Source organism: Leptolyngbya sp. GGD, from assembly GCF_026735145.1.
GTDB lineage: Bacteria > Cyanobacteriota > Cyanobacteriia > Leptolyngbyales > Leptolyngbyaceae > Leptolyngbya > Leptolyngbya boryana.
On record NZ_JAPQKE010000001.1, the window covers coordinates 600,676 to 619,534 of the forward strand.

Genomic DNA, 18,859 nt, shown 5'->3' on the forward strand with positions numbered 1-18,859 from the left:
TTCAATTTGTTGTTTGCCCAATCCGATCCATGTTGCCCAACCAATTGCTGCTTAAGTTTGCCCTGCGTCATCCCCTTCCATTAATTGGAACAATCGTCTTGGGATTTTCGGGAGCCTTATTCAATGGTGTGAGCACCATGCTGATGATCCCAGTGGTCTTGGGATTGTTGGGTCAAGAGATTAATCTCAAAGGCGCACCTCCCCTGTTACAACAAGCCTTTGCAAGCTTTGAGCATTTGGTCGGAGATGCAAGATTTCTCACCATGATGGCATGTGTCCTGGTCGCAATCTTGCTCAAAAATGTGACAAGTTATGCCAGTACTTTGACTTCTGGGCATTTATCAAGGGCATTGGTAAGCGACATTCGCAAAGAAGGATTAAGACTGCTGTTAGATGTTGATCTAGAATTCTATGTCAAAACGAAAGTCGGCGACTTGATTAATCGCTTAGGCGGCGAAGTGGGCGCAACCGCAACCGCAATTCGGACAGCAGTACAAATGCTGTCCACTGTAATTACTATCTTTGTTTTTCTGATCATTCTGCTGTCGATCTCTTGGCAACTGACGATCATTTCGACCGTTTTGCTCGCGATCGCGTCACTGTCTAACAGCTTCTTCGTCAAACGTGCTGAGAAGTTTGGACAGCAGTTATCTGACCAATCACGCGACTATTCAGTTGCAGTCCTCGAAATGCTGTCTGGAATTCGCCTCGTCAAATCAACCGCCAGCGAAAGCCGAGAGTATCAAAAGCTAGAACAACTCATCCACGCCCGCGAAGATGCTGATTTTCGATCTCAAGCGAACGCTTCCCTGATTCCACCTGTTAATGAAATGATTGGAATCTTGGTGATTGTCGCGATTTTGCTATTAGGTCGTCTCTTCTTTCGCGGTCAGATTGAAGCGCTTTCTGCAATCCTGCTGACTTATCTCTTGATTTTGTTCCGAATGTTGCCATTTGTCGGGCAGTTAAACAACGCGCGAGGCGCTTTTGCGAATCTAGCCCCGAGTGTATCGGTCGTGAATGAATTTCTCCGACGTGATAACAAGCCCTTCATGTCGAAAGGTCATATTCCTTACACCGCAATGACAGAAGGGATTCGCTTCGAGAATTTATCGTTTACCTACCCAGGACACGATCGACAAGTTTTAAATCAGGTCAATCTCTGGCTCCCAAAAGGCACGACCCTCGCATTAGTCGGATCATCCGGTGCAGGTAAGTCAACGTTAGCAGATCTACTGCCAAGGTTTTATGACCCGACCGCAGGCAGAATTTTACTCGACGATCGCGATCTCAAAGACTTTGAACTTTGCACGCTTCGGCAATCAATGGGCATCGTCAGCCAAGATACGTTCTTATTCAACGATTCAGTTCGCAATAACCTTGCTTATGCCCGTCGAGATGCAAGCGATGAGCAAATTATTGCAGCAGCGAAGCGAGCGAATGCTTACGAATTTATCGTGAAACTGCCCCAGGGCTTTGATACGTTGATCGGCGATCGCGGAGTGATGCTATCTGGCGGGCAACGACAAAGACTCGCGATCGCCCGAGCCTTACTGCGCGATCCCGAAATCCTCATTCTCGATGAAGCGACTTCTGCCTTGGATACCGTTTCTGAGCGATTAGTTCAGGGCGCGATCGATGAATTGAGGCGCGATCGGACGACGTTAGTCATTGCTCATCGCTTGTCTACTATCCAGACCGCAGATCAGATTGCCGTACTAGACAAAGGGCATGTGGTCGAAATCGGCACTCATGCAGACCTATTGAAGCAAGGCGGACTCTATGCTCAGCTTCATTCGATGCAATTTTCAGAAGAACCTCAGACCGTTTAGGACATAAGACGATGGGAAAAACAATTGTAGGAATGGCAAGTAGCTATGTCGGGTTGAAGCCTAGCCCGACAGATTGGTTGTGGCAGCAGTCTCCTTATCCATTCGGACATTGGGGCAACATTCAACTTGATGCTTCTGCCGAAACGCCAGATTTTTTACTGTTATATCAGTTCGATTTTCCCCGGCGTAAAGTCGATACCTCATGGCGCGCTCGGTTCCGCAAGCCTCAGCCTTTACCCGATGTTACCCCTCAATTCAAAGGCGTTGCAAAAGAACGCATGATTTATCTCTTGCGTGAACCGCCGTTAGAAGAAATTGTTCACATCACAAAAGAGAACTACGAAAAGGCAAGCCAGTATTGTGCTTATGTTTCAGGCCCAGACGATTTTGCACCGATACCCGATTACATGCCCGCAATTTGGTATTTAGGCAATACTTTTCGCGAACTCAATGAGATGCCACCCCCTGAAAAAATTCGGACTTGTAGCTGGATTACTTCAGGCATCAGTCGAACTGAGAATCACCGCAAACGGCTCGCATTTCTCAAAATGCTGCAAGAGAACAAGGTTGATTTTGATCTCTATGGTCGCGATTTACCCGAGTGGGCAACCACAACCGGGAGAATTGGCGGAAAGTGGTATGGCATGGCTCCGTATTACTACAATTTGTCGATCGAGAATTATGCCGAGAATGATTGGTATGTCACTGAGAAGCTATGGGATGCTTTGCTATCTTGGTGTTTACCGATTTACTATGGCGGCTTAGCAGCGGATAAATTACTGCCTCCAGGTAGTTTTCTGCGTCTACCCAGCATGGACGAGAAAGGCATGAAATACATTCAAGAAGTAACGGCAACGCCGGATGCCTGGTTTGAAGCAAGAGACGCGATCGCAGAAGCACGGCAAGTCATCTTGCACAAGTTGAATCTGATGAATTGGCTATCTGAGTATGTGGAGCGGGTGTCTTAGTCATGAACGGAATTTGTACGCTGGCAAACGATCGCGTTTTTGATCAATTAGTCGCCTTGCTCAATAGTATTGAAGTAAATGTGGGTCGAGATATTCCGGTTTGTATCTATCCCTTTGATGATCAATTAGATCGCATTCGCACAGAGATTCAGAATCGTCCCAATGTCATGCTGTATGACGATCAGAAATCGATTCGGCAGTGGGATGAATTTATGCGGCAGATTGATCCCACCAAGCTCAATCAGAAAGAGCGTCTGTATGGAGCACATCGGCGATTTTGTGCGTTTGATGCTCCATTCGATCGCTTTATTTATATGGATGCAGATACCTTGGCAATGAGTTCAATGGCTCACATCTTTGCCTTGTTAGAGAATCACGATTGGGTGGTGTATGACTTCCAATTTCTTGATCCGAGCAAGATTTACAACACTGAGTCACCAAAGCTGCATGAAGTCTTTTCAACCGATCGAATTAACAAAGAGATCTTCTGTTCAGGCTTCTATGCCAGTAAGCGAGGACTTTTTAACTTAGAACAGCGTGAAGATTTTATCCAGGCATTGCAATCAGGCGATCGAGAAATTCTCTACGGTGGAGCAGGTGAGCAACCTGTGATCAATTACATGGTGATGAAATCGGGCATTAAAACCTGCAATCTAGCTCACCTTTTACCTTATGGAGAATCGACGGGCTGTTCTGTCACTTCCAACCATTTCGAGGAGAGAGAGCACATTCTATATGACCGAGGTAGACAACTGACCTATTTGCACTATATCGGAGTGAAGCCGCAACGGATGGAGCAAGTTGCGAAGGGTGAAGCTGTTACTTTCCCGTATCGAGATCTGTTTCTCTACTATCGCTTTTTGCATGAGCCAGAAAAGCGTCCGGTTTTGACTCAAGTTCAAAGTCCAACATTCGTTCAGAAAGTTCTACAAAAGCTGAGGATCGCATGAAACGAGGAATTTATATTGTCGCCAACGACAAGGTGATCGAGAATGCGATCGCGCTTCTCAACAGTATTCGATTGTTTGATAAAGAAGTACCTGTGTACTTGATTCCGTTTAATGACGAGTATCATCAAGTCATCGAAACGCTGCATCGATTACATCAAGTCGAGCTATTCCCCGATTTAGCATTGCTAGAACGAATCACCAACCGAGTGGGTGAGATCTTCGATCGAGATTTTCTCAAACTGCCCAACAAAATGAGAAAGCTCGCGACTTGGTTCGGGGTCTTAGATGAGTTTCTCTATATTGACACTGATATTGTTGTGTTCGACAAGATTGCAGATACGCTCAATCATTTGTCTGAGTGCGATTTCTTCTGCTGTGACTATCACTATTCGAGCGAAGGGTTGAGAAATATTTTCTCTGAAATCGTCAAAGACACAATTTTTACCCCGGAAGCACTGCAAGATGTCTTTAATAGCGGATTTTGGGGATCGCGCCGGGGAGTGATCAGCGAAGAACAACTTTACGACGTTCTGAAAGATTGCGCGCAACATCGGGAGTATTTTGACTTTTCCCAAGGCGTGACGGATCAGCCGATTCTGAACTATCTGATACTGAAGTGTTTTGATCGACGAATGAATTTGGTTAAACCACCAGAGAATGCTCCTGGAAGTTGGGCAGGATCAAAGCATTTTGAAAATCGGCAGTACGTTTTGTACGATCGCGCTCAAAAGCTGAAGTATTTGCATTGGGCAGGAATTTCGATTCGACCCGGCGCGCCTTACTGGGACGTGTGGGAACATTACCGCTATTTACATGAACCGGAGACGGCTCTCTGGCGCAAATTCTCGCGTTTCATTCCCTTTGCAAATCGCTAGGCATGGATGCGAGATCGGCAAAATACCTCTCCTGACAATTTGTGAGTCAATATCTCAACTCAAACTGGCATGACTTATGGACGGAATCTACATCCTGGCAAATGACTACGTTTACGATCAGCTCGTTGCACTGCTCAATAGCATTGAAACGAATATCAGTCCAACGATGCCAGTTTGTATTCTGCCGTATGACGATCACTTAGACAAAGTGCGATCGCTGATTGCAGCCCGTCCGCAAGTTTCTCTGTTTGAAAATCACGACTCGATTCAACGTTGGGAACAGTTCGCAACTGAAGCTTGGCAGTCTCACGATCGGGCACAGAAAACCTGGCGCGAACGCGAACTACCGACCGTCTATCGCCTTGCCATGCACCGCAAACTCTGCTGTTTTGATGGTGAATTTGATCAATTTATTTATTTTGATGCGGATACCCTTGCTCTTGGTTCGGTCGCTCCTATTTTTCAAAAGCTGGATGACTATGATTGGGTCACGAACGACTATCAGTATTCTTCTGATTTGAAATACATCTTTGACGGCTCCCAAGCAGACCTACTGAACGTATTTACACCTGAGACACTCAAGAATATTTTCTGTGCGGGTTGGTTCGCCTCTAAGAAAGGCGTATTTACCGATGAAATCCTGCGATCGCTGCTAGACTCTCTCAAATCTGGAGAAGCAGATTTGATGGCGCTTTGGGGACCGGATCAATCTTTGATGAACTACATGGTGCTCCGTAGTCAAATTTCCTACTACAACTTTGCGTCCACGGGGACTGCACCCGGTTCTCACTGGTCAAGCTCATTTGAACAACAAGATCACGTCCTCTATGACAAAGGACAGAGACTAATGTACTTGCACTATATGAGCGTTGCCACCGCTCACTTCAATCGCCTCTGCCAGGGCGAAGAAGCGCAAATTCCTTACCGTGACCTCTTCTTGTATTATCGCTACCTCAACGCGCCTGAAAGCCGCCCACAGCACTTCAAATCTCCAGATCCATTCACTCAGGCTCGATCGCATATCACCCGCTTCTATCAGCAGAAAATGGGGAATCTAAACTACCGATTCCGTAAACTCAAGCAGCAGTTGAACAAAACACAACTTTAAAGCGTCAATTCCAACTGATCCCCACGATCGAGTAAGATCAACCCTTTACAGTGTGAGGCAACGGTTGGAGATATGACCCTAAGTTTAGTGACCGGAGCAGCAGGATTTATTGGTTCGCATCTTGTCGAAGCCTTGCTCGAACGAGGCGATCGCGTCATTGGTGTCGATCAGTTCAATGACTACTACGATCCGGAACTGAAGTGGAAAAATCTCGCCATCAGCTTGCAGCATCCGAATTTTAAGCTGATTGAAGCAGATATTCAGTCCCTAGATTGGCATCACCTCTTGAAAGATGTGGAAGTGATTTACCATCAAGCAGCACAAGCCGGAGTGCGAGCAAGCTGGGGATCAGGATTTCGCACTTACACTGAGCAAAATATTAATGCGACTCAGATTCTACTTGAAGCAGCTAAAACTGCAAAGCGCCTTCAGCGATTTATCTATGCTTCGAGTTCATCCATCTATGGCAATGCAGAAGCACTGCCAACTTCTGAGACAATTTGCCCCCAGCCTGTTTCACCTTACGGCATCACAAAACTAGCAGCCGAGCAGCTTTGTGGACTTTATTATCGAAACTTTGGAGTTCCCACTTGCTCGCTTCGTTACTTCACTGTGTATGGAGCAAGACAACGTCCGGACATGGGATTTCACAAGTTTCTCAAAGCAGCACTTCAAGATCAAGCGATCGTCATTTATGGAGATGGACAGCAGACCCGAGATTTCACAAACGTGAATGATGCGATCGCGGCAAATTTAGCGGCGGCAGAAACCCCAGAAGCAGTTGGAGAAATCTTTAACATTGGAGGAGGCAGTCGCGTCGTTTTAACGGATGTCATTGCAACAATGGAGACGATTTTAGGTCGATCAATTCGGAAAGAGTTTATCGAAAATGCGATCGGAGATGCCAGACATACTTCTGCAGATGTGACAAAAGCAAAAAAAATCTTGAATTATCAACCGCAAGTTTCTTTACAAGAAGGGCTGACTCAGGAATGGGAATGGATTCGATCGCTCTATCAATAAATGCTTTCACTGTAAGGGTTTTAGTAGCTATTTAGCTATTCCTAGCACTCAAATTAATGAGATTCCCTAGAACTCCCCAGTAGCTTCTTTCAACATTTTCGAGCTAAGTTGATCTAAAAGTGGCAGAGGGAACTACAATCTACTTACATCACTTTATTTCAGGAAAATATCGTGTCATCCATTCTAACTAAAGACCTGAAATCCAATTTGGAAGAAACTCGCTCTCGTTTACTAAGCGAACGCCAGGCTCTCATTCAGGCAGCACAATCCGAAGCAGAAGCAGAACTCGACAAAACGTTGCAATACATTGAGCAACTGTTGGGTGCAAGTGGTGATAGCGCACCTAGCGCACCAGCAGCTAGTACAGCAAGTCCTAAAGTGACGAAAGCTCCCGCAAAATCCAAGGCAAAAGCAGCAACTCCCGTTGCGGCTGAGCCGAAGAAAGCAAAAGGACGAAAATCCTCCAAATCCTTCGATGCCTCAGTTCTAAAATCTGAGTTCAAATCCTTGAAGGCAATGCAAGCGATCGTGGAAGTGTTGAGTTCTGCGAAAGAACCATTATCAATCGATGACTTAATCGATCAAATCTACGATCCGTTCGATCCCGCAGAAATGTCAAAAGCCCGGATGAGTGTTGCAATTACAACCAAACATGCCGAGCGTCGTGGACTATTAAAGAAAGTTCAAGACAATCCTTCTCGCTTCCAAGCAGTCTAAATCAAAGGGCTGACTTACGCTTTTTCTCCGGCAAGTTTCTTGCTGGAGTGCGTTGTCCTTTGTAAAACTTCTGCTCTAAGCGATTCAGTACAAGCCAAATGGAACCAGCAATCAGTGGCACGATCGCAGCCAGTATCGCGATCGTGATCGACGAGGGAGAAAGTGCGATTGAGAGCAGTGGCAGCAGTGCCCAAGCTAAGCCTCCGATGATTGTGGTTCCAATTTTTATGGTCTGAATTCGGGCAAGCGCAGTGCGACAGCTTGAACAATGAATCGTATGAGAATAATAGCGATCGAGCAGTTGATCGATCGATTGCAACGGCGGTAAAGGTTCGCCAGGAAACGGATCAGCTTCAAACGCATTCACCCACTGACGCAAAGTAGATACAAACGTATCAGCACGAGTCGGTAAGTAAAAAGCTTTTGCAAAGTTATCACTTCCGCCTTTCTCAGCGAGGTATCGCTCTTGGTAGTGCAAAAAGATTTGGTCATCTTCTAGCACAGTGTTGTTACCTAAATGCGAGTACCAGCGGGGTGTCAATCGAATAAAAGTACTCGGAAGTTTAGAGGCAAACTTGAACGGGAAGCGAGCAAAGACCCGACATTCTCCTTTTCGGGTCGGGGTAGCATAAACGACGGTGAGCGTTCGACCAAATTGCTTTGAGGTGAGATCATGCCACATCAGAGCAGGTGCGATAAAAGTCGTCTGCTGTGAGCCTAATGTGCCTTTGCGCGGCCCTTCTTGCCAAAATCCCTTAAAGCCTTGTTTACTCGATTCTAAAACTTCGAGTTCAACCGGAGCCGCATTCGATCGATTGCCAACCGATTTGTGATGCGTAAACGGCAGATGGCTCGAATCGAGAACATTTTCGAGCAAGGTCAAAGCATCGTAAGGCAAATCTCGAAATGTGTTCAGACAGACCCATCCGTCCGGCGTTTCTTCCATCGGTTCGATGATGGGAATTTTGACCTGTTCGGACGGGTTTTGACCAGGATAGACAAAAAGTAAGCCTTGACGCTCAGCCGTGGCGTAGGAGGCGACGCAGGCACGTTTAGACTGATGCGCAAGCGACCCTTCGGGTTGTTGGGGAATGCGATCGCAGGTGCCATCGCCCTGAAATGCCCATCCATGATAGGGACATTCGAGCAGGCCATCTTCTGCGATTCTGCCTTCTGAAAGTGGGGCAAGACGGTGAGGACATTGATCTTCAAAGGCTTGCCAGCTTTCAGCATTTGCATCCCACCAAATCACTAGATCTTGCCCTAGCAGTGTGAATTTAGCGGGCTTGGTTTTGTCCAAGTCTTGAATGTAATAAACGGGATACCATGCTTCTTTCCAGTCGAATCGAGTGGGGTCAGTTCCACCTGCTGGAATTTCTGCGATCGAAGTACGTGCATCAGTCAGCATGAGACAGCCTTTTGGAGATCTTCTTTACATATCTTAATTATATCTCTCTCAATTTCGCTGTGAAAAAATCCACCATTGCCGGGAGTTGCACAACTCTGGGGGCAGGAACAATCGGACTGTTCTGCTTATACAATAAGATTTTTGCAGTGAAAGAGATAGCTATGACGAGTTCTAAGATTGGTGTAGCAGTTGTCGGAACGGGCTTTGGGCAGAAAGTCCATATTCCCGGATTACAGGCACATCCACGCACTGAAGTCGTGGCAGTCTATCATCGTGACTTGCAAAAAGCACAGGCGATCGCTCAAGCTCACAATATTCCTCAGGCAAGTTCGTCGATCGCTGAGATTTTATCGCTGCCAACAGTCGATGCAGTCAGTGTTTCCACTCCACCTTTCCTGCATTATGAGATGGCAAAGTCCGTTTTAGACGCTGGAAAACATTTACTGCTTGAAAAGCCGACTGCTTTGAATGTCAAAGAAGCAAACGATTTATATCAGCGATCGCTCGATCGTCGAGTGGTGACGAGCATGAATTTCGAGTTTCGCTTTGTTCCGGCTTGGCAACATTTTGCAGATTTGCTTGCCTCAAATTATGTCGGACAAAAGCGTTTAATTAAGATTGATTGGCTCGTCTCAAGCCGCGCTGATGCTTCTCGTCCTTGGAATTGGTATGCTCGTAAAGAGCAAGGGGGTGGGGCATTAGGGGCATTAGCGTCTCATACCTTTGATTACATTGCTTGGCTCTTTGGCGATGTCGATCGCTTAACGGCAAGGTTAAGTACTGCAATTCCAAACCGTCCTGATCCAAGTACAGGCGACCTAAAGCCTGTAGATTCGGATGATACGTGCAACATCACATTAGAGCTAACAGACGGTACGCCTTGTCAGATTTGTATTAGTTCAGTCACAACTCAAGGACGCGGGCATTGGATTGAAGTGTATGGCGATCGCGGAACGCTAGTACTCGGTAGCGATAATCAGAAAGATTATGTGCATGGATTTAAGCTGTGGGGCGCACCGCTTGGACAAGAATTAGTGGAATTGGAGATTCCTAAGCAGTTTGCATTTGAACAAGTATTCACAGATGGGCGGATTGCACCGTTTATTCGTGTCGTCGATCAGTGGGTGTTAGGCATCGATCGACAAGAATCTCTCCCACCCTCTTTGAAAGAAGGGGTTTACTCGCAATTGTTGATGGATTTAGCACATGAATCGAATGAGACTGGAACTTGGGTAACGGTTCCAAAGTGAGCATAACCTTTGGAACCGTCGCTGCGCGTTCTACCAAATCGAGTAAATCGGCTGAGCTTCGAGTTGCTCACAGGGCGGTGAGTTTACAAACCAAATGGGTAGCTTCCCGCCATGTAGAACTTCTTCAGGTTGCTCGATCGCTTCTGAATAAGTCAAGTCCTTGATTTGAGTTAATCGGCTCGGAGTTTGTACTCGATTTTCTTTGAGCAATCGACTGTAGGTACGGTGTGGAATAAAGTGAACAGGATTGTAGCCCGCAAACCGTAGAATCAGCACACAAGCCCAAGAATACCGACCTTCCGTAATCGCATCGACGACTTGCTTAAACTGTTCAGGACTCATGACTTTATTGCGCGACTGAGCTACGCTTCCCCGCTGAAACGTCATAGTAATATCTCTCCTCAGAAATTCTTAAAAAATCAGGCACTACAAACTAATTCCGCCTTTTTGTAATTGGCGAATCGGATCAAGCAGCATTTCCGCGATCGTGCGCCTACGCACGATAATTTCTGCCGACGCAGTCTGACCTGCTTTGAGCGGGGTTGATTGAATCATGTGTCGATCGAGCTGAATTTCGACCCGATACACAGCCCCCAATCGCTCATCTTGCTTAATATCAGGCGACAGTTTCACAACCTTACCCCCAACAATTCCATAGTCTTGATAAGGATAAGCATCAAACTTCACTTGTACTTTGTCTCCCGGTTTGACAAACCCTGCTTCTCGCGTCGGTAAAGCTGCGACTAAAACTAAAGGCGCAGTCTGAGGTGCAATCTCGCTGACCGTTTGCCCTGCTTGCACCACTTCACCAGGCTTACTAACATTCAAGGCGGAAACAATTCCGTCAACGGGAGCTTGCAATTTAAGTTGCTTCATCTCAGCATTCGCTTGCTGGATCAGCTTCTCAGTTTGCTGTTTCTTCGCCATTAACTGCGTTCGCTGCACAAACAAATTTTGAATCGTTTGCTGAGCTTGAATTTGGGCTGTTTGCCCTTCTGCATATTTCTGAGTCAGCTGCGCCCGTAAGCGTCGAGACTCTGCCACAACTTGCTGTAAATCCGATCGCATTTTCTGCGACTCCGCCAAAGCCTGCTGAATGTCTCCGGTTTGCTGAGTAATGCTGCGTTGGCGATCGCCGAAATGTTGCTCTGCTTGATAGAGGTGCTCCCGCGCCAGTGCCCCTTGATCAACAAGGAATTTCAGCCGTTCGAGTCGTTCTTTTTGACTGTCAGCATCGGCTTGAAGTTGGGCCAGTAAAGCCTGACTGGTTGTTGCTCGTTCTTCAGTTTGCAAAATCGTGGTGTCTTGCCCTTGCAATTTTGCTTGAGCTTGAGCGATCGTGGCTTCTTGAGCACGAATCTCAGCCGTCGCAATGGTCGATCGCGTTTGTGCTTCTAATCGAGTTTTATCAATTAAGGCATCAATTTGCAGCAGCTCTTTTTCATAGTTGCGCTCTTCTTGCTGTAAGGCTCCCACTCGATTGAGTGCAATCTCATGATCGAGTTCAGCGATCGTTTGTCCAGCTTTCACCGTCTGACCTTCTTGCACATACACTTGAGCAATTTTGCCAGAAACGACAGGGTGAACTTTGTAAGCTTCCCCTTGAGGCACTAAACGCCCTTGCGCGCGTCCAATTTCTTCCATCTGGCTCGTTGTTGCCCAACCGACACATGCCGCACAAAAGATAACACCACCCGCGACTAAGCGACTGGGAAAAGTTGCAGGAGGACGATCGAGAACATTTTGCAGCGCAGTAGACCATCTCTCCGGCGGAGTGGGGTCGGAAGAGTCCGCCGAACTTGCGGGAGGGTCGGGAAATGCAGAAGGCATGACTGGAGTGGATGCGAGCGTACCCCCATAGAGGTAGGCAAACTCTGACAGTTCATCGGTCTCCAAGTTAGAAGACAGAGTAGGCGGCGGTGAATCTTCAAGAGAGAGTGAATCAATCCGTATCGACATAATAATGACCTAACACTAGAAATTGCATGAAACATTTCCAGTCGTCAGATGAAGTGCAGTGCAATGAGGGCTTTAATTGTTTTCGGCTGCGGAAGATCCAAATCTAGATCTACAAGCAAGCCATTCAGTAAAAAGGTTGTTTCTACCGGGATGATTTGAAGCGATTTTAACCATCAATGCGATGTCTGAAGACTGAACTAAGTGGCGTGGTAGTGCAATCCCTGTGTAGCTAGAGATATCGTCAGTATTGCTAGAAGACTTGATGAGCATTTTGTTATATCTAATACCTATCATAATCGTTCTACGCGGTATGACAACCCCTAGCACGGGTGATCTTACTACCTGTAATATTTGCGACAGCAGTTATAAATCCAGTTGTTGTTGAGCAAGCTGAGTGTAGAGTCCTCCTTGTTTGATTAACTGTTCATGAGTTCCTTGCTCTGCGATGATGCCTTTATCGAGCACTAAGATACAATCTGCGTTGCGAACAGTAGAGAGTCGGTGAGCAATGATGAACGTTGTGCGATCGCGGCTAATTTGCTGCAAGTTTTTCTGAAATCGTCGCTCGGATTCCGTATCGAGTGAGCTTGTGGCTTCATCCAAAATCAAAATTCGAGGTAGATTGAGCAGGGCACGCGCGATCGCGATTCGTTGCCGTTGTCCACCCGATAGCATGGTGCCTCGCTCTCCCACTTTTGTCTGATAACCCAGAGGTAAGCTCTGAATGAAAGCATGGGCTTCTGCGAGTTTTGCAGCTTTTAACACATCTTCTAGGCGATATTGAGGGCGATAGAGCGTAATGTTATCCAGGATCGTTCCCGAAAAGAGAAAGCACTCTTGTGGAACAATTCCAAGCTGCGATCGCAGAGATTGCGGCGAAACATGATGCAGATCGGTGTTGTCGATGAGAATTCTGCCAGAGGTAGGTTGATATAACCCTTGAAGCAAGTTCGCCAAGGTTGTTTTTCCAGACCCGCTGCGACCGACTAAAGCGATCGTATCCCCTGCACGAGCCGTAAATGAAATGTTTTGCAGAATATTGCGACTATCATCCGCATGATAGCGAAAAGTAACATTCTCAAATGTCACTTCCCCCCGAATACGTGGAAGCACGAGCAGAGGTTGATCCGGACTTTCTTCGGGCTGGGCACTGAAGATATCGTCTAATCGCTCGATCGCAACTAAAACCTCTTGGAACTCATCCCAAAGACCGACTAACGACAAAATGGGAGTAATCACACTACCAATCATCATGTTGAATGCAACCAATTGCCCAATGGTCAATTGATCTGCAATCACGAGCCTTGCCCCATACCAAAGTAGTAACGTACTACCAAATAAATTGATTAATGTACTTGCACCCTGCAAGGCATTCGCCAGCTTCTGCCCCCGAAACTGAGCATTAAACATACTCGTCAGTTCATCCTCCCACTGCCAGCGCAATTCTCGTTCTGACGCAGTTGCTTTCACCGTTGAGATGCCTGTGAGCATTTCCACAAGCGACGAGTTTTGCTTGGCAGATTCATGAAAGATCTGTCGGGACATTTGCCGGAGAAAGGGACTCGCAATCACGGTCATAATGATGATCGGTGGAATCAGCCCAAGGACTAATAGGGTCAACTGCCAGTTATAATGCAGCATCAATCCGACATACACGATCGCCATGACTGCATCCAGCCATGCTGTGATTGCCTGCCGGGTGAGAAAGAGCTGAATTTTATGATTTTCTTGCACGCGCGTCACAATATCACCGACATGCCGAGTCGCAAAGAATTGCAGCGGTAAATTCAACGCATGAGCAATAAAGCCACTAATCAAGGTGAGATCAACTTGATTCGAGAAAAAATCCAGTAAATACTGGCGGGTGCAAGTTAACCCAATTTTCCAACTGCCAAACAGCAACAATCCAAAGATGAAAATTTGCAGTGTGGGTAGGCTTTTGTGAACAACGACTTGATCCAGAATGATCTGAGTAAAGAGAGGTGTGACGACACCAAAGATTTGCAGCAAGACCGACGCGAGCAGAATCGACCAGACAATTGATCGATAAGGCGTAAAAGCTCCCAAAAATCTTCCCAATGAAGGTTTTGATTTTGGTAACGCTTTCAACAGTTGAGTCGGGCTTAAGAGCAGAGCGTAGCCTGTCCAACTGGCTTGAAATTCTTCATAACTTATCGATCGCCGACCGAGTGCTGGATCAGCGACTAGAACTCGATTCCGCTTCATGCGGTAAACGACAATATAATGTTCACCCTGCCAGTGAGCAATCCAAGGCAATGACTGTTCGGTCATGCGATTAAAGCTTGATCGCACAGGTCGCGCCTGAAATCCTAAACTTTCTGCCGCGAGTGCGAGTCCCTTGAGCGAAGCTCCAGATCGTCCCACGCCTGCTAAGTTGCGCAACATATTGATGCTCAATCGTTTGCCCCAGTACTGAGCAATCATCGCTAAACAAGCAGCCCCACAGTCCGAACTGCTTTGCTGAGGAATAAACGGAGCGCGACCAATTCTAATGCGCGATCGCCGAGGTTTCGCAAACTCGATCACAGCAGGCTTTGTAGGAGCCGGAATCGGTCGAACAGGCTGAGCTTCCACGGGTTGCGATCGCGCCAAAGGCTGAACAATTGGTTTGACCTCGGGTGATGCTTCACTCTGAAAAACAGTATCCCAATGGTTTGCACCCATTTGATAGACCTGAAGTTCAGTTGCAGCCACCCAATCTGACGGAATAGATTGAGGATAGCCCCACCCTTGCCCAATCGTTGGAGGCTGAGTGCCTTGAATTTGCCCCTGCCGTAACCAAAATCGACCAGATTGATCCGCAAGACTTGATCCAGCAGCAATGCGGATCTCACACAAATGCGGGAGGAGCTTTTTCAGAACATGGCTAGAATGCGATCGCAGATCCGTCTCACTCTTCAAAAACAACAAGCGTTGTCGATCGTGAGCCATCTTCTTAAGGTCAGACTCTAGCTCAGGCGGAATACTGTCGATCTCAGCAACAAATCCAGCACTTGCCGCGATCGCTTGATAAGACAGAACCGGATCACAGAATTGTTCATCTGATCCCCAACTGTCTCCCACGTCTAACACTGCCGCAGGTACACCTGACCGAATCAAGCGGACTCGTCCTTGGCAAAGAATCATGACATGAGAGACGTTCAGCACATCACCGAGTTGAAAGGCTCGAAAATTAAACGATCGCGAGAAAGCAGGATCGACCGAAAATCGGGTCATAAGAATCTCGGACAGTAGCTCATAAGCACTATCCAAGTTGACTGGAGGCGCGTCGCGTCCAATCTCTGAATTTTTCTTCATAAGGGGGGCTAGGAGAATCGGATGGATTGTTGAGAGCGATCCAGCGTTCTAGCAAAAGAGACGATAAATTTTAGCTACTGTGAAGTTCGAGCTTTCCTATTCCTTTCTGCAGTCTGGTTTTCGAGAATCCATACAAACGTAAATAAACTTTATATAGAAGGCAGGGAGCAGCCAGTGAAGTACAAAAGTCTCGCTTTCCACACCAAAAAAGCTAGAGAATTTCTTCCCTAGCCAAATATCTTTGAGTAACAAATCAGGCACTTGGAGATTACAAAACGCCAATGTTGGACAATCCTAAGATCGCACCTGCGCCTAGCACATGACCAAAGCAGGTCGCACCAATTACCGCAGGGAGTCCAAAGCCACCAAACATATTGGATGAAGGCATTTCAGGGGGCGCACTCGGATTCTTCATCGTGTATTTCGCAAACGCGATCGCCAAAATATTGCAAATAATCATCACAGCCCCAACGCTCGGACTCCAATCCACAGCTCTCGGCGCAACTGCTAGCAAGGTAGAGATTAACAATTGAGTTTCTCCTTTCGTGATCCAAAACTTGTATCTAGAGGTTTTCTACCAAAAAGCCTCACGAAACAAGTCAAATCGCAGCAATAGTTCATGATTCTATGCAGTTTGCAACAAAATCTAACGGTATACTGAGTATAAAAAATTACTAAGCATTGGATTTCCTTGTACTTCTTTGCACGGGCCATTTAGCCCATCGAAATTTAGTAATTAATTACACATATCATCTCGAAAAAGTGGGTTTTTCCCTGGCAAGGCTGACGAATTCAATCTGGCTGAGCATGTATTTTAATTCACATACAAATGAGCAAATTTGGAAATTGAATTTTTATGCAAATTTGTCAAAGCCTTTCAGTGCAAGTTTTTTCCGATATATGTCTAAATAAGAAAATCCAAGATAGGTAGTATTACAAACTACAATTGAGTCAAAATGTTCGCAATTCTGACTTGTTATTTGGGAAAGTAGAGAGTAATCTAATGATGATCTTAAATACTGAGGTCATTAAACGTTGATTCCCTGAAATTGTCATTCTCTCAATGCAATTTAACGCGAAGCTCAGGAGGTTCATCTCAAAATTTATACTTGAATTAGCGAATAATGCTCATCGCAACTTCGACAAATTCAACATCAGTATTTGCTGAGTAACATATTTGAAATTCATCTATAGGTGCGGCGGGCTGTCTAGTTCTTAGATAGTTCCGAATTTTTCGTATTTAGGACTGAACTTCAAATATGAGGAAATGCTTCTACAAGTATCAAGTTTCTATTAAGATGTCGCGACTGTTCTCAGTACTGATATCTTCCTATAAGACTGATAGCGTCTGGGTTTTCCGCCGATTGATTGATATTTTACGGATGATCTTTTTCTTCTGACTCTGTCTCAAGGAATACTTCATCTCCTGAAAACTTTGCTTAATGTTTATGGTTAGTTATGGTTAGTCACAGACCGTTTCAACGCCTACAACCGCTCTCGTTGTTGGCACAATTGATCAGCCGTCGCGTCGATGGTTGCTTGCAAATTGTCAGTGGTTCCGTCTCTTGGTTACTCTACCTAGATGAGGGAACGCTCGCCTTTGCAACCAATTCGATCCAGCCCTTTGAGCGGCTCGATCGCGTTCTCGATCAACTCAGCGATCGCGTCCCCTCGCTGACTCGATTCGATCGCGCTCAGCTCCGGCAATTTGAAACGGTGGCTGGAACTTATCCTGCAACCAGCGCAGACTATCAAGCGATCGAATGGCTAATTGGACAAGGATTAATCGATCGATCTCAAGCCACAGAACTGATTGAACTGCTTGCAATCGACGTGATCAAACCTTTTCTGAGTGTGACAGAAGGCATTTATGAAGTCATTGCGAAACCCAATTTCTTGCATTACCCGAATCTCTGTCAGCTCGATTTGCGCCCAATCGTCGAACGCTGTCATTCTGACTTGAAATCCCAAGCACCTACGATTCCAAAAGCGGCTAGCCCAGATGTATCGATCCCGCTCCCTAGCCCAGTCTCAAGTGCTCCTAGCACTAGACCCCTCACCTTCACGACTCCTCAACCGACTCAGACTCCAGGTATAACCCTTCCGACGGGTTCAGTACCGACTCACTCAGCGACAGCAACCGCTCAAGCTCAATACAAAATTGCCTGCATTGATGACAGCCCAACGGTATTGCAAGCGATTAGTACCTTCTTAAATGAGTCCAGCGTCTCGGTGATTATGATTAACGACCCAGTCAAAGCATTAATGCAAGTCGTTCGGAGTAAACCGGACATCATCTTGCTTGATGTCGGAATGCCCAATCTTGATGGCTATGAACTTTGTTCCTTGCTACGCCGCCACCCCAGCTTTAAGCTCACTCCGATCATCATGGTCACGGGTCACACCGGATTCATCGATCGCGCTAAAGCTAAAATCGCGGGTGCATCTGGCTATCTCACCAAACCTTTTACCCAAGCCGAATTAATCAAAACCGTTTTTCGATACCTTGAGTAACCGAAATGCTACTTTACCTGCTGTGAAACGTTATGAGCCTAACATTAATGCGAACTGTTCTAGTTGTTGAAGATACCCCCTCGGAGATGGAACTGTTGAGCCACTACTTACGAGAAAGTGGCTATAGTGTGGTCGGAGCAGTCACCGCAAAAGACGCACTCAATAAGGCGATCGAGCTGAAGCCCAATGTGATCGTCACCGATGTCGTGATGCCGGGCATGAGTGGATTCGAGCTATGTCGGAGTTTGAAGAAAAATCCAGAAACGCAGAAAGTCCCAATTATTATCTGCACTTCAAAAGGGCAAGACATCGATCGCTTATGGGGAATGCGTCAGGGTGCAGATGTCTACATCACAAAACCGTTTACTCGTGAAGAGTTGATCCGGGCTGTCCAATCTGTCGGAGGATAAAACGCGTGGATGACTCAGTGTTGACATTAGCAACGACACAAACCAATACGATCGCTCCGAAAAATTTGGGCGAAAGCTATCTCAAATTTGAAGTGGGGCAAGGAACCCAGGTCGGCTTACCCATGCGGCATGTTCAAGAAGTCCTCGTGCTTCAGCCGCGCTATTTGACGCCGATCCCTAACTTGATGCCCGGAATTTTGGGACTGATGCACCGTCGCAGTCGCGCGTTGTGGGTATTCGATCTCGCAATGCTCCTTGATATCGGCAGACTCGATTACAGTCCCCAACAATATGATCTCGTGATTCTTCGGACTGGCTCGACTGCCGTAGCAGCAGCAGTCAACCGAGTCGATGGAATTGCTTGGGCAAAGCCTGACGACTTACAGCCCGTCCCCAGTCACGTGACCAAAGGCTTGATCCCCTACTCCAAAGCTTGCATCTTACAGTCTCAAGATGTGATTTTTCTCTTAGACGGAGAAGCAATTCTGCAAGCTCCACTTTTGCAAAGTCATTAACATACTCTCTTC

The 18,859-nt window shown here is 46.5% G+C and carries 16 protein-coding genes; 11 read left to right on the top strand and 5 right to left on the bottom strand.

Going from position 1 to position 18,859, the window contains the following annotated elements:
* The first annotated feature begins 29 nt into the window (after positions 1–29).
* The 7 genes from OU814_RS02880 (at position 30) to OU814_RS02910 (ending at position 7,473) form a co-directional block, all read left to right on the top strand.
* A complete protein-coding gene (locus OU814_RS02880) occupies positions 30–1,832 on the top strand; it encodes an ABC transporter ATP-binding protein (protein ID WP_017290612.1) in 1,803 nt (600 codons plus the stop codon).
* 11 nt (positions 1,833–1,843) lie between these two features.
* Positions 1,844–2,800, top strand: a complete 957-nt coding sequence (locus OU814_RS02885; protein WP_268180321.1) for a glycosyltransferase family 10 domain-containing protein — start codon at positions 1,844–1,846, stop codon at positions 2,798–2,800.
* 2 nt (positions 2,801–2,802) lie between these two features.
* Positions 2,803–3,750, top strand: a complete 948-nt coding sequence (locus OU814_RS02890; protein WP_190648995.1) for an Npun_R2821/Npun_R2822 family protein — start codon at positions 2,803–2,805, stop codon at positions 3,748–3,750.
* Positions 3,747–4,625 carry an Npun_R2821/Npun_R2822 family protein gene (locus OU814_RS02895; RefSeq protein WP_268180324.1) on the top strand — a complete coding sequence of 293 codons (879 nt, stop codon included), beginning with the start codon at positions 3,747–3,749 and terminating at the stop codon, positions 4,623–4,625. Before OU814_RS02890 ends, OU814_RS02895 begins: the two co-directional genes overlap by 4 nt.
* A gap of 76 nt (positions 4,626–4,701) precedes the next feature.
* A complete protein-coding gene (locus OU814_RS02900; RefSeq protein ID WP_268180326.1) occupies positions 4,702–5,733 on the top strand; it encodes an Npun_R2821/Npun_R2822 family protein in 1,032 nt (343 codons plus the stop codon).
* 72 nt (positions 5,734–5,805) lie between these two features.
* Complete coding sequence (locus OU814_RS02905) at positions 5,806–6,756, top strand: NAD-dependent epimerase/dehydratase family protein (protein WP_268180328.1); 951 nt, start codon at positions 5,806–5,808, stop codon at positions 6,754–6,756.
* 171 nt (positions 6,757–6,927) lie between these two features.
* Complete coding sequence (locus OU814_RS02910) at positions 6,928–7,473, top strand: hypothetical protein (protein ID WP_268180330.1); 546 nt, start codon at positions 6,928–6,930, stop codon at positions 7,471–7,473.
* A gap of 1 nt (position 7,474) precedes the next feature.
* Here the strand turns inward: OU814_RS02910 and OU814_RS02915 are convergent, their stop codons facing one another.
* Positions 7,475–8,881 (bottom strand): aromatic ring-hydroxylating dioxygenase subunit alpha, encoded by a 1,407-nt coding sequence (locus OU814_RS02915; protein ID WP_268180332.1) that lies wholly within the window; start codon positions 8,879–8,881, stop codon positions 7,475–7,477.
* Positions 8,882–9,042: 161 nt separating this feature from the next.
* Here OU814_RS02915 and OU814_RS02920 point away from each other — a divergent pair, with 161 nt between their 5' ends.
* Positions 9,043–10,131 (top strand): Gfo/Idh/MocA family protein, encoded by a 1,089-nt coding sequence (locus OU814_RS02920; RefSeq protein WP_268180334.1) that lies wholly within the window; start codon positions 9,043–9,045, stop codon positions 10,129–10,131.
* 30 nt (positions 10,132–10,161) lie between these two features.
* Here the strand turns inward: OU814_RS02920 and OU814_RS02925 are convergent, their stop codons facing one another.
* From OU814_RS02925 to psaK, 4 genes are all read right to left on the bottom strand, one after another.
* The gene (locus tag OU814_RS02925; protein WP_268180336.1) at positions 10,162–10,518 is read right to left on the bottom strand and encodes a HetP family heterocyst commitment protein; all 357 of its coding nucleotides are present in this window, start codon (positions 10,516–10,518) and stop codon (positions 10,162–10,164) included.
* Positions 10,519–10,557: 39 nt separating this feature from the next.
* Entirely contained in the window at positions 10,558–12,090 is a 1,533-nt protein-coding gene (locus OU814_RS02930) for an HlyD family efflux transporter periplasmic adaptor subunit (RefSeq protein ID WP_190648900.1), read from the bottom strand.
* Between the two features lie 363 nt (positions 12,091–12,453).
* On the bottom strand, positions 12,454–15,408 hold the full coding sequence (locus OU814_RS02935) for a peptidase domain-containing ABC transporter (RefSeq protein ID WP_268180340.1): 2,955 nt from the start codon (positions 15,406–15,408) through the stop codon (positions 12,454–12,456).
* Positions 15,409–15,676: 268 nt separating this feature from the next.
* Positions 15,677–15,937: a photosystem I reaction center subunit PsaK gene (psaK, locus tag OU814_RS02940; protein ID WP_026148946.1), complete on the bottom strand. Its 261-nt coding sequence runs from the start codon at positions 15,935–15,937 to the stop codon at positions 15,677–15,679.
* Positions 15,938–16,866: 929 nt separating this feature from the next.
* Here psaK and OU814_RS02945 point away from each other — a divergent pair.
* From OU814_RS02945 to OU814_RS02955, 3 genes are read left to right on the top strand one after another with little or no spacing between them, the layout of a single operon-like run.
* Positions 16,867–17,922, top strand: a complete 1,056-nt coding sequence (locus OU814_RS02945; protein ID WP_268180343.1) for a response regulator — start codon at positions 16,867–16,869, stop codon at positions 17,920–17,922.
* A 32-nt stretch (positions 17,923–17,954) separates the two neighbouring features.
* On the top strand, positions 17,955–18,332 hold the full coding sequence (locus tag OU814_RS02950; protein ID WP_268180345.1) for a response regulator transcription factor: 378 nt from the start codon (positions 17,955–17,957) through the stop codon (positions 18,330–18,332).
* 5 nt (positions 18,333–18,337) lie between these two features.
* Positions 18,338–18,847 (top strand): chemotaxis protein CheW, encoded by a 510-nt coding sequence (locus tag OU814_RS02955; RefSeq protein ID WP_268180347.1) that lies wholly within the window; start codon positions 18,338–18,340, stop codon positions 18,845–18,847.
* Positions 18,848–18,859 lie beyond the last annotated feature (12 nt).

Coding starts and splice junctions, on each gene's coding strand:
- OU814_RS02890 (WP_190648995.1), top strand. CDS start 2,803: ATGAACGGAATTTGTACGCTGGCAAACGATCGCGTTTTTGATCAATTA.
- OU814_RS02920 (WP_268180334.1), top strand. CDS start 9,043: ATGACGAGTTCTAAGATTGGTGTAGCAGTTGTCGGAACGGGCTTTGGG.
- OU814_RS02885 (WP_268180321.1), top strand. CDS start 1,844: ATGGGAAAAACAATTGTAGGAATGGCAAGTAGCTATGTCGGGTTGAAG.
- OU814_RS02895 (WP_268180324.1), top strand. CDS start 3,747: ATGAAACGAGGAATTTATATTGTCGCCAACGACAAGGTGATCGAGAAT.
- OU814_RS02950 (WP_268180345.1), top strand. CDS start 17,955: ATGAGCCTAACATTAATGCGAACTGTTCTAGTTGTTGAAGATACCCCC.
- OU814_RS02925 (WP_268180336.1), bottom strand. CDS start 10,518: ATGACGTTTCAGCGGGGAAGCGTAGCTCAGTCGCGCAATAAAGTCATG.
- OU814_RS02935 (WP_268180340.1), bottom strand. CDS start 15,408: ATGAAGAAAAATTCAGAGATTGGACGCGACGCGCCTCCAGTCAACTTG.
- OU814_RS02930 (WP_190648900.1), bottom strand. CDS start 12,090: ATGTCGATACGGATTGATTCACTCTCTCTTGAAGATTCACCGCCGCCT.
- OU814_RS02900 (WP_268180326.1), top strand. CDS start 4,702: ATGGACGGAATCTACATCCTGGCAAATGACTACGTTTACGATCAGCTC.
- OU814_RS02880 (WP_017290612.1), top strand. CDS start 30: ATGTTGCCCAACCAATTGCTGCTTAAGTTTGCCCTGCGTCATCCCCTT.
- OU814_RS02915 (WP_268180332.1), bottom strand. CDS start 8,881: ATGCTGACTGATGCACGTACTTCGATCGCAGAAATTCCAGCAGGTGGA.
- OU814_RS02945 (WP_268180343.1), top strand. CDS start 16,867: ATGGTTAGTCACAGACCGTTTCAACGCCTACAACCGCTCTCGTTGTTG.
- OU814_RS02905 (WP_268180328.1), top strand. CDS start 5,806: ATGACCCTAAGTTTAGTGACCGGAGCAGCAGGATTTATTGGTTCGCAT.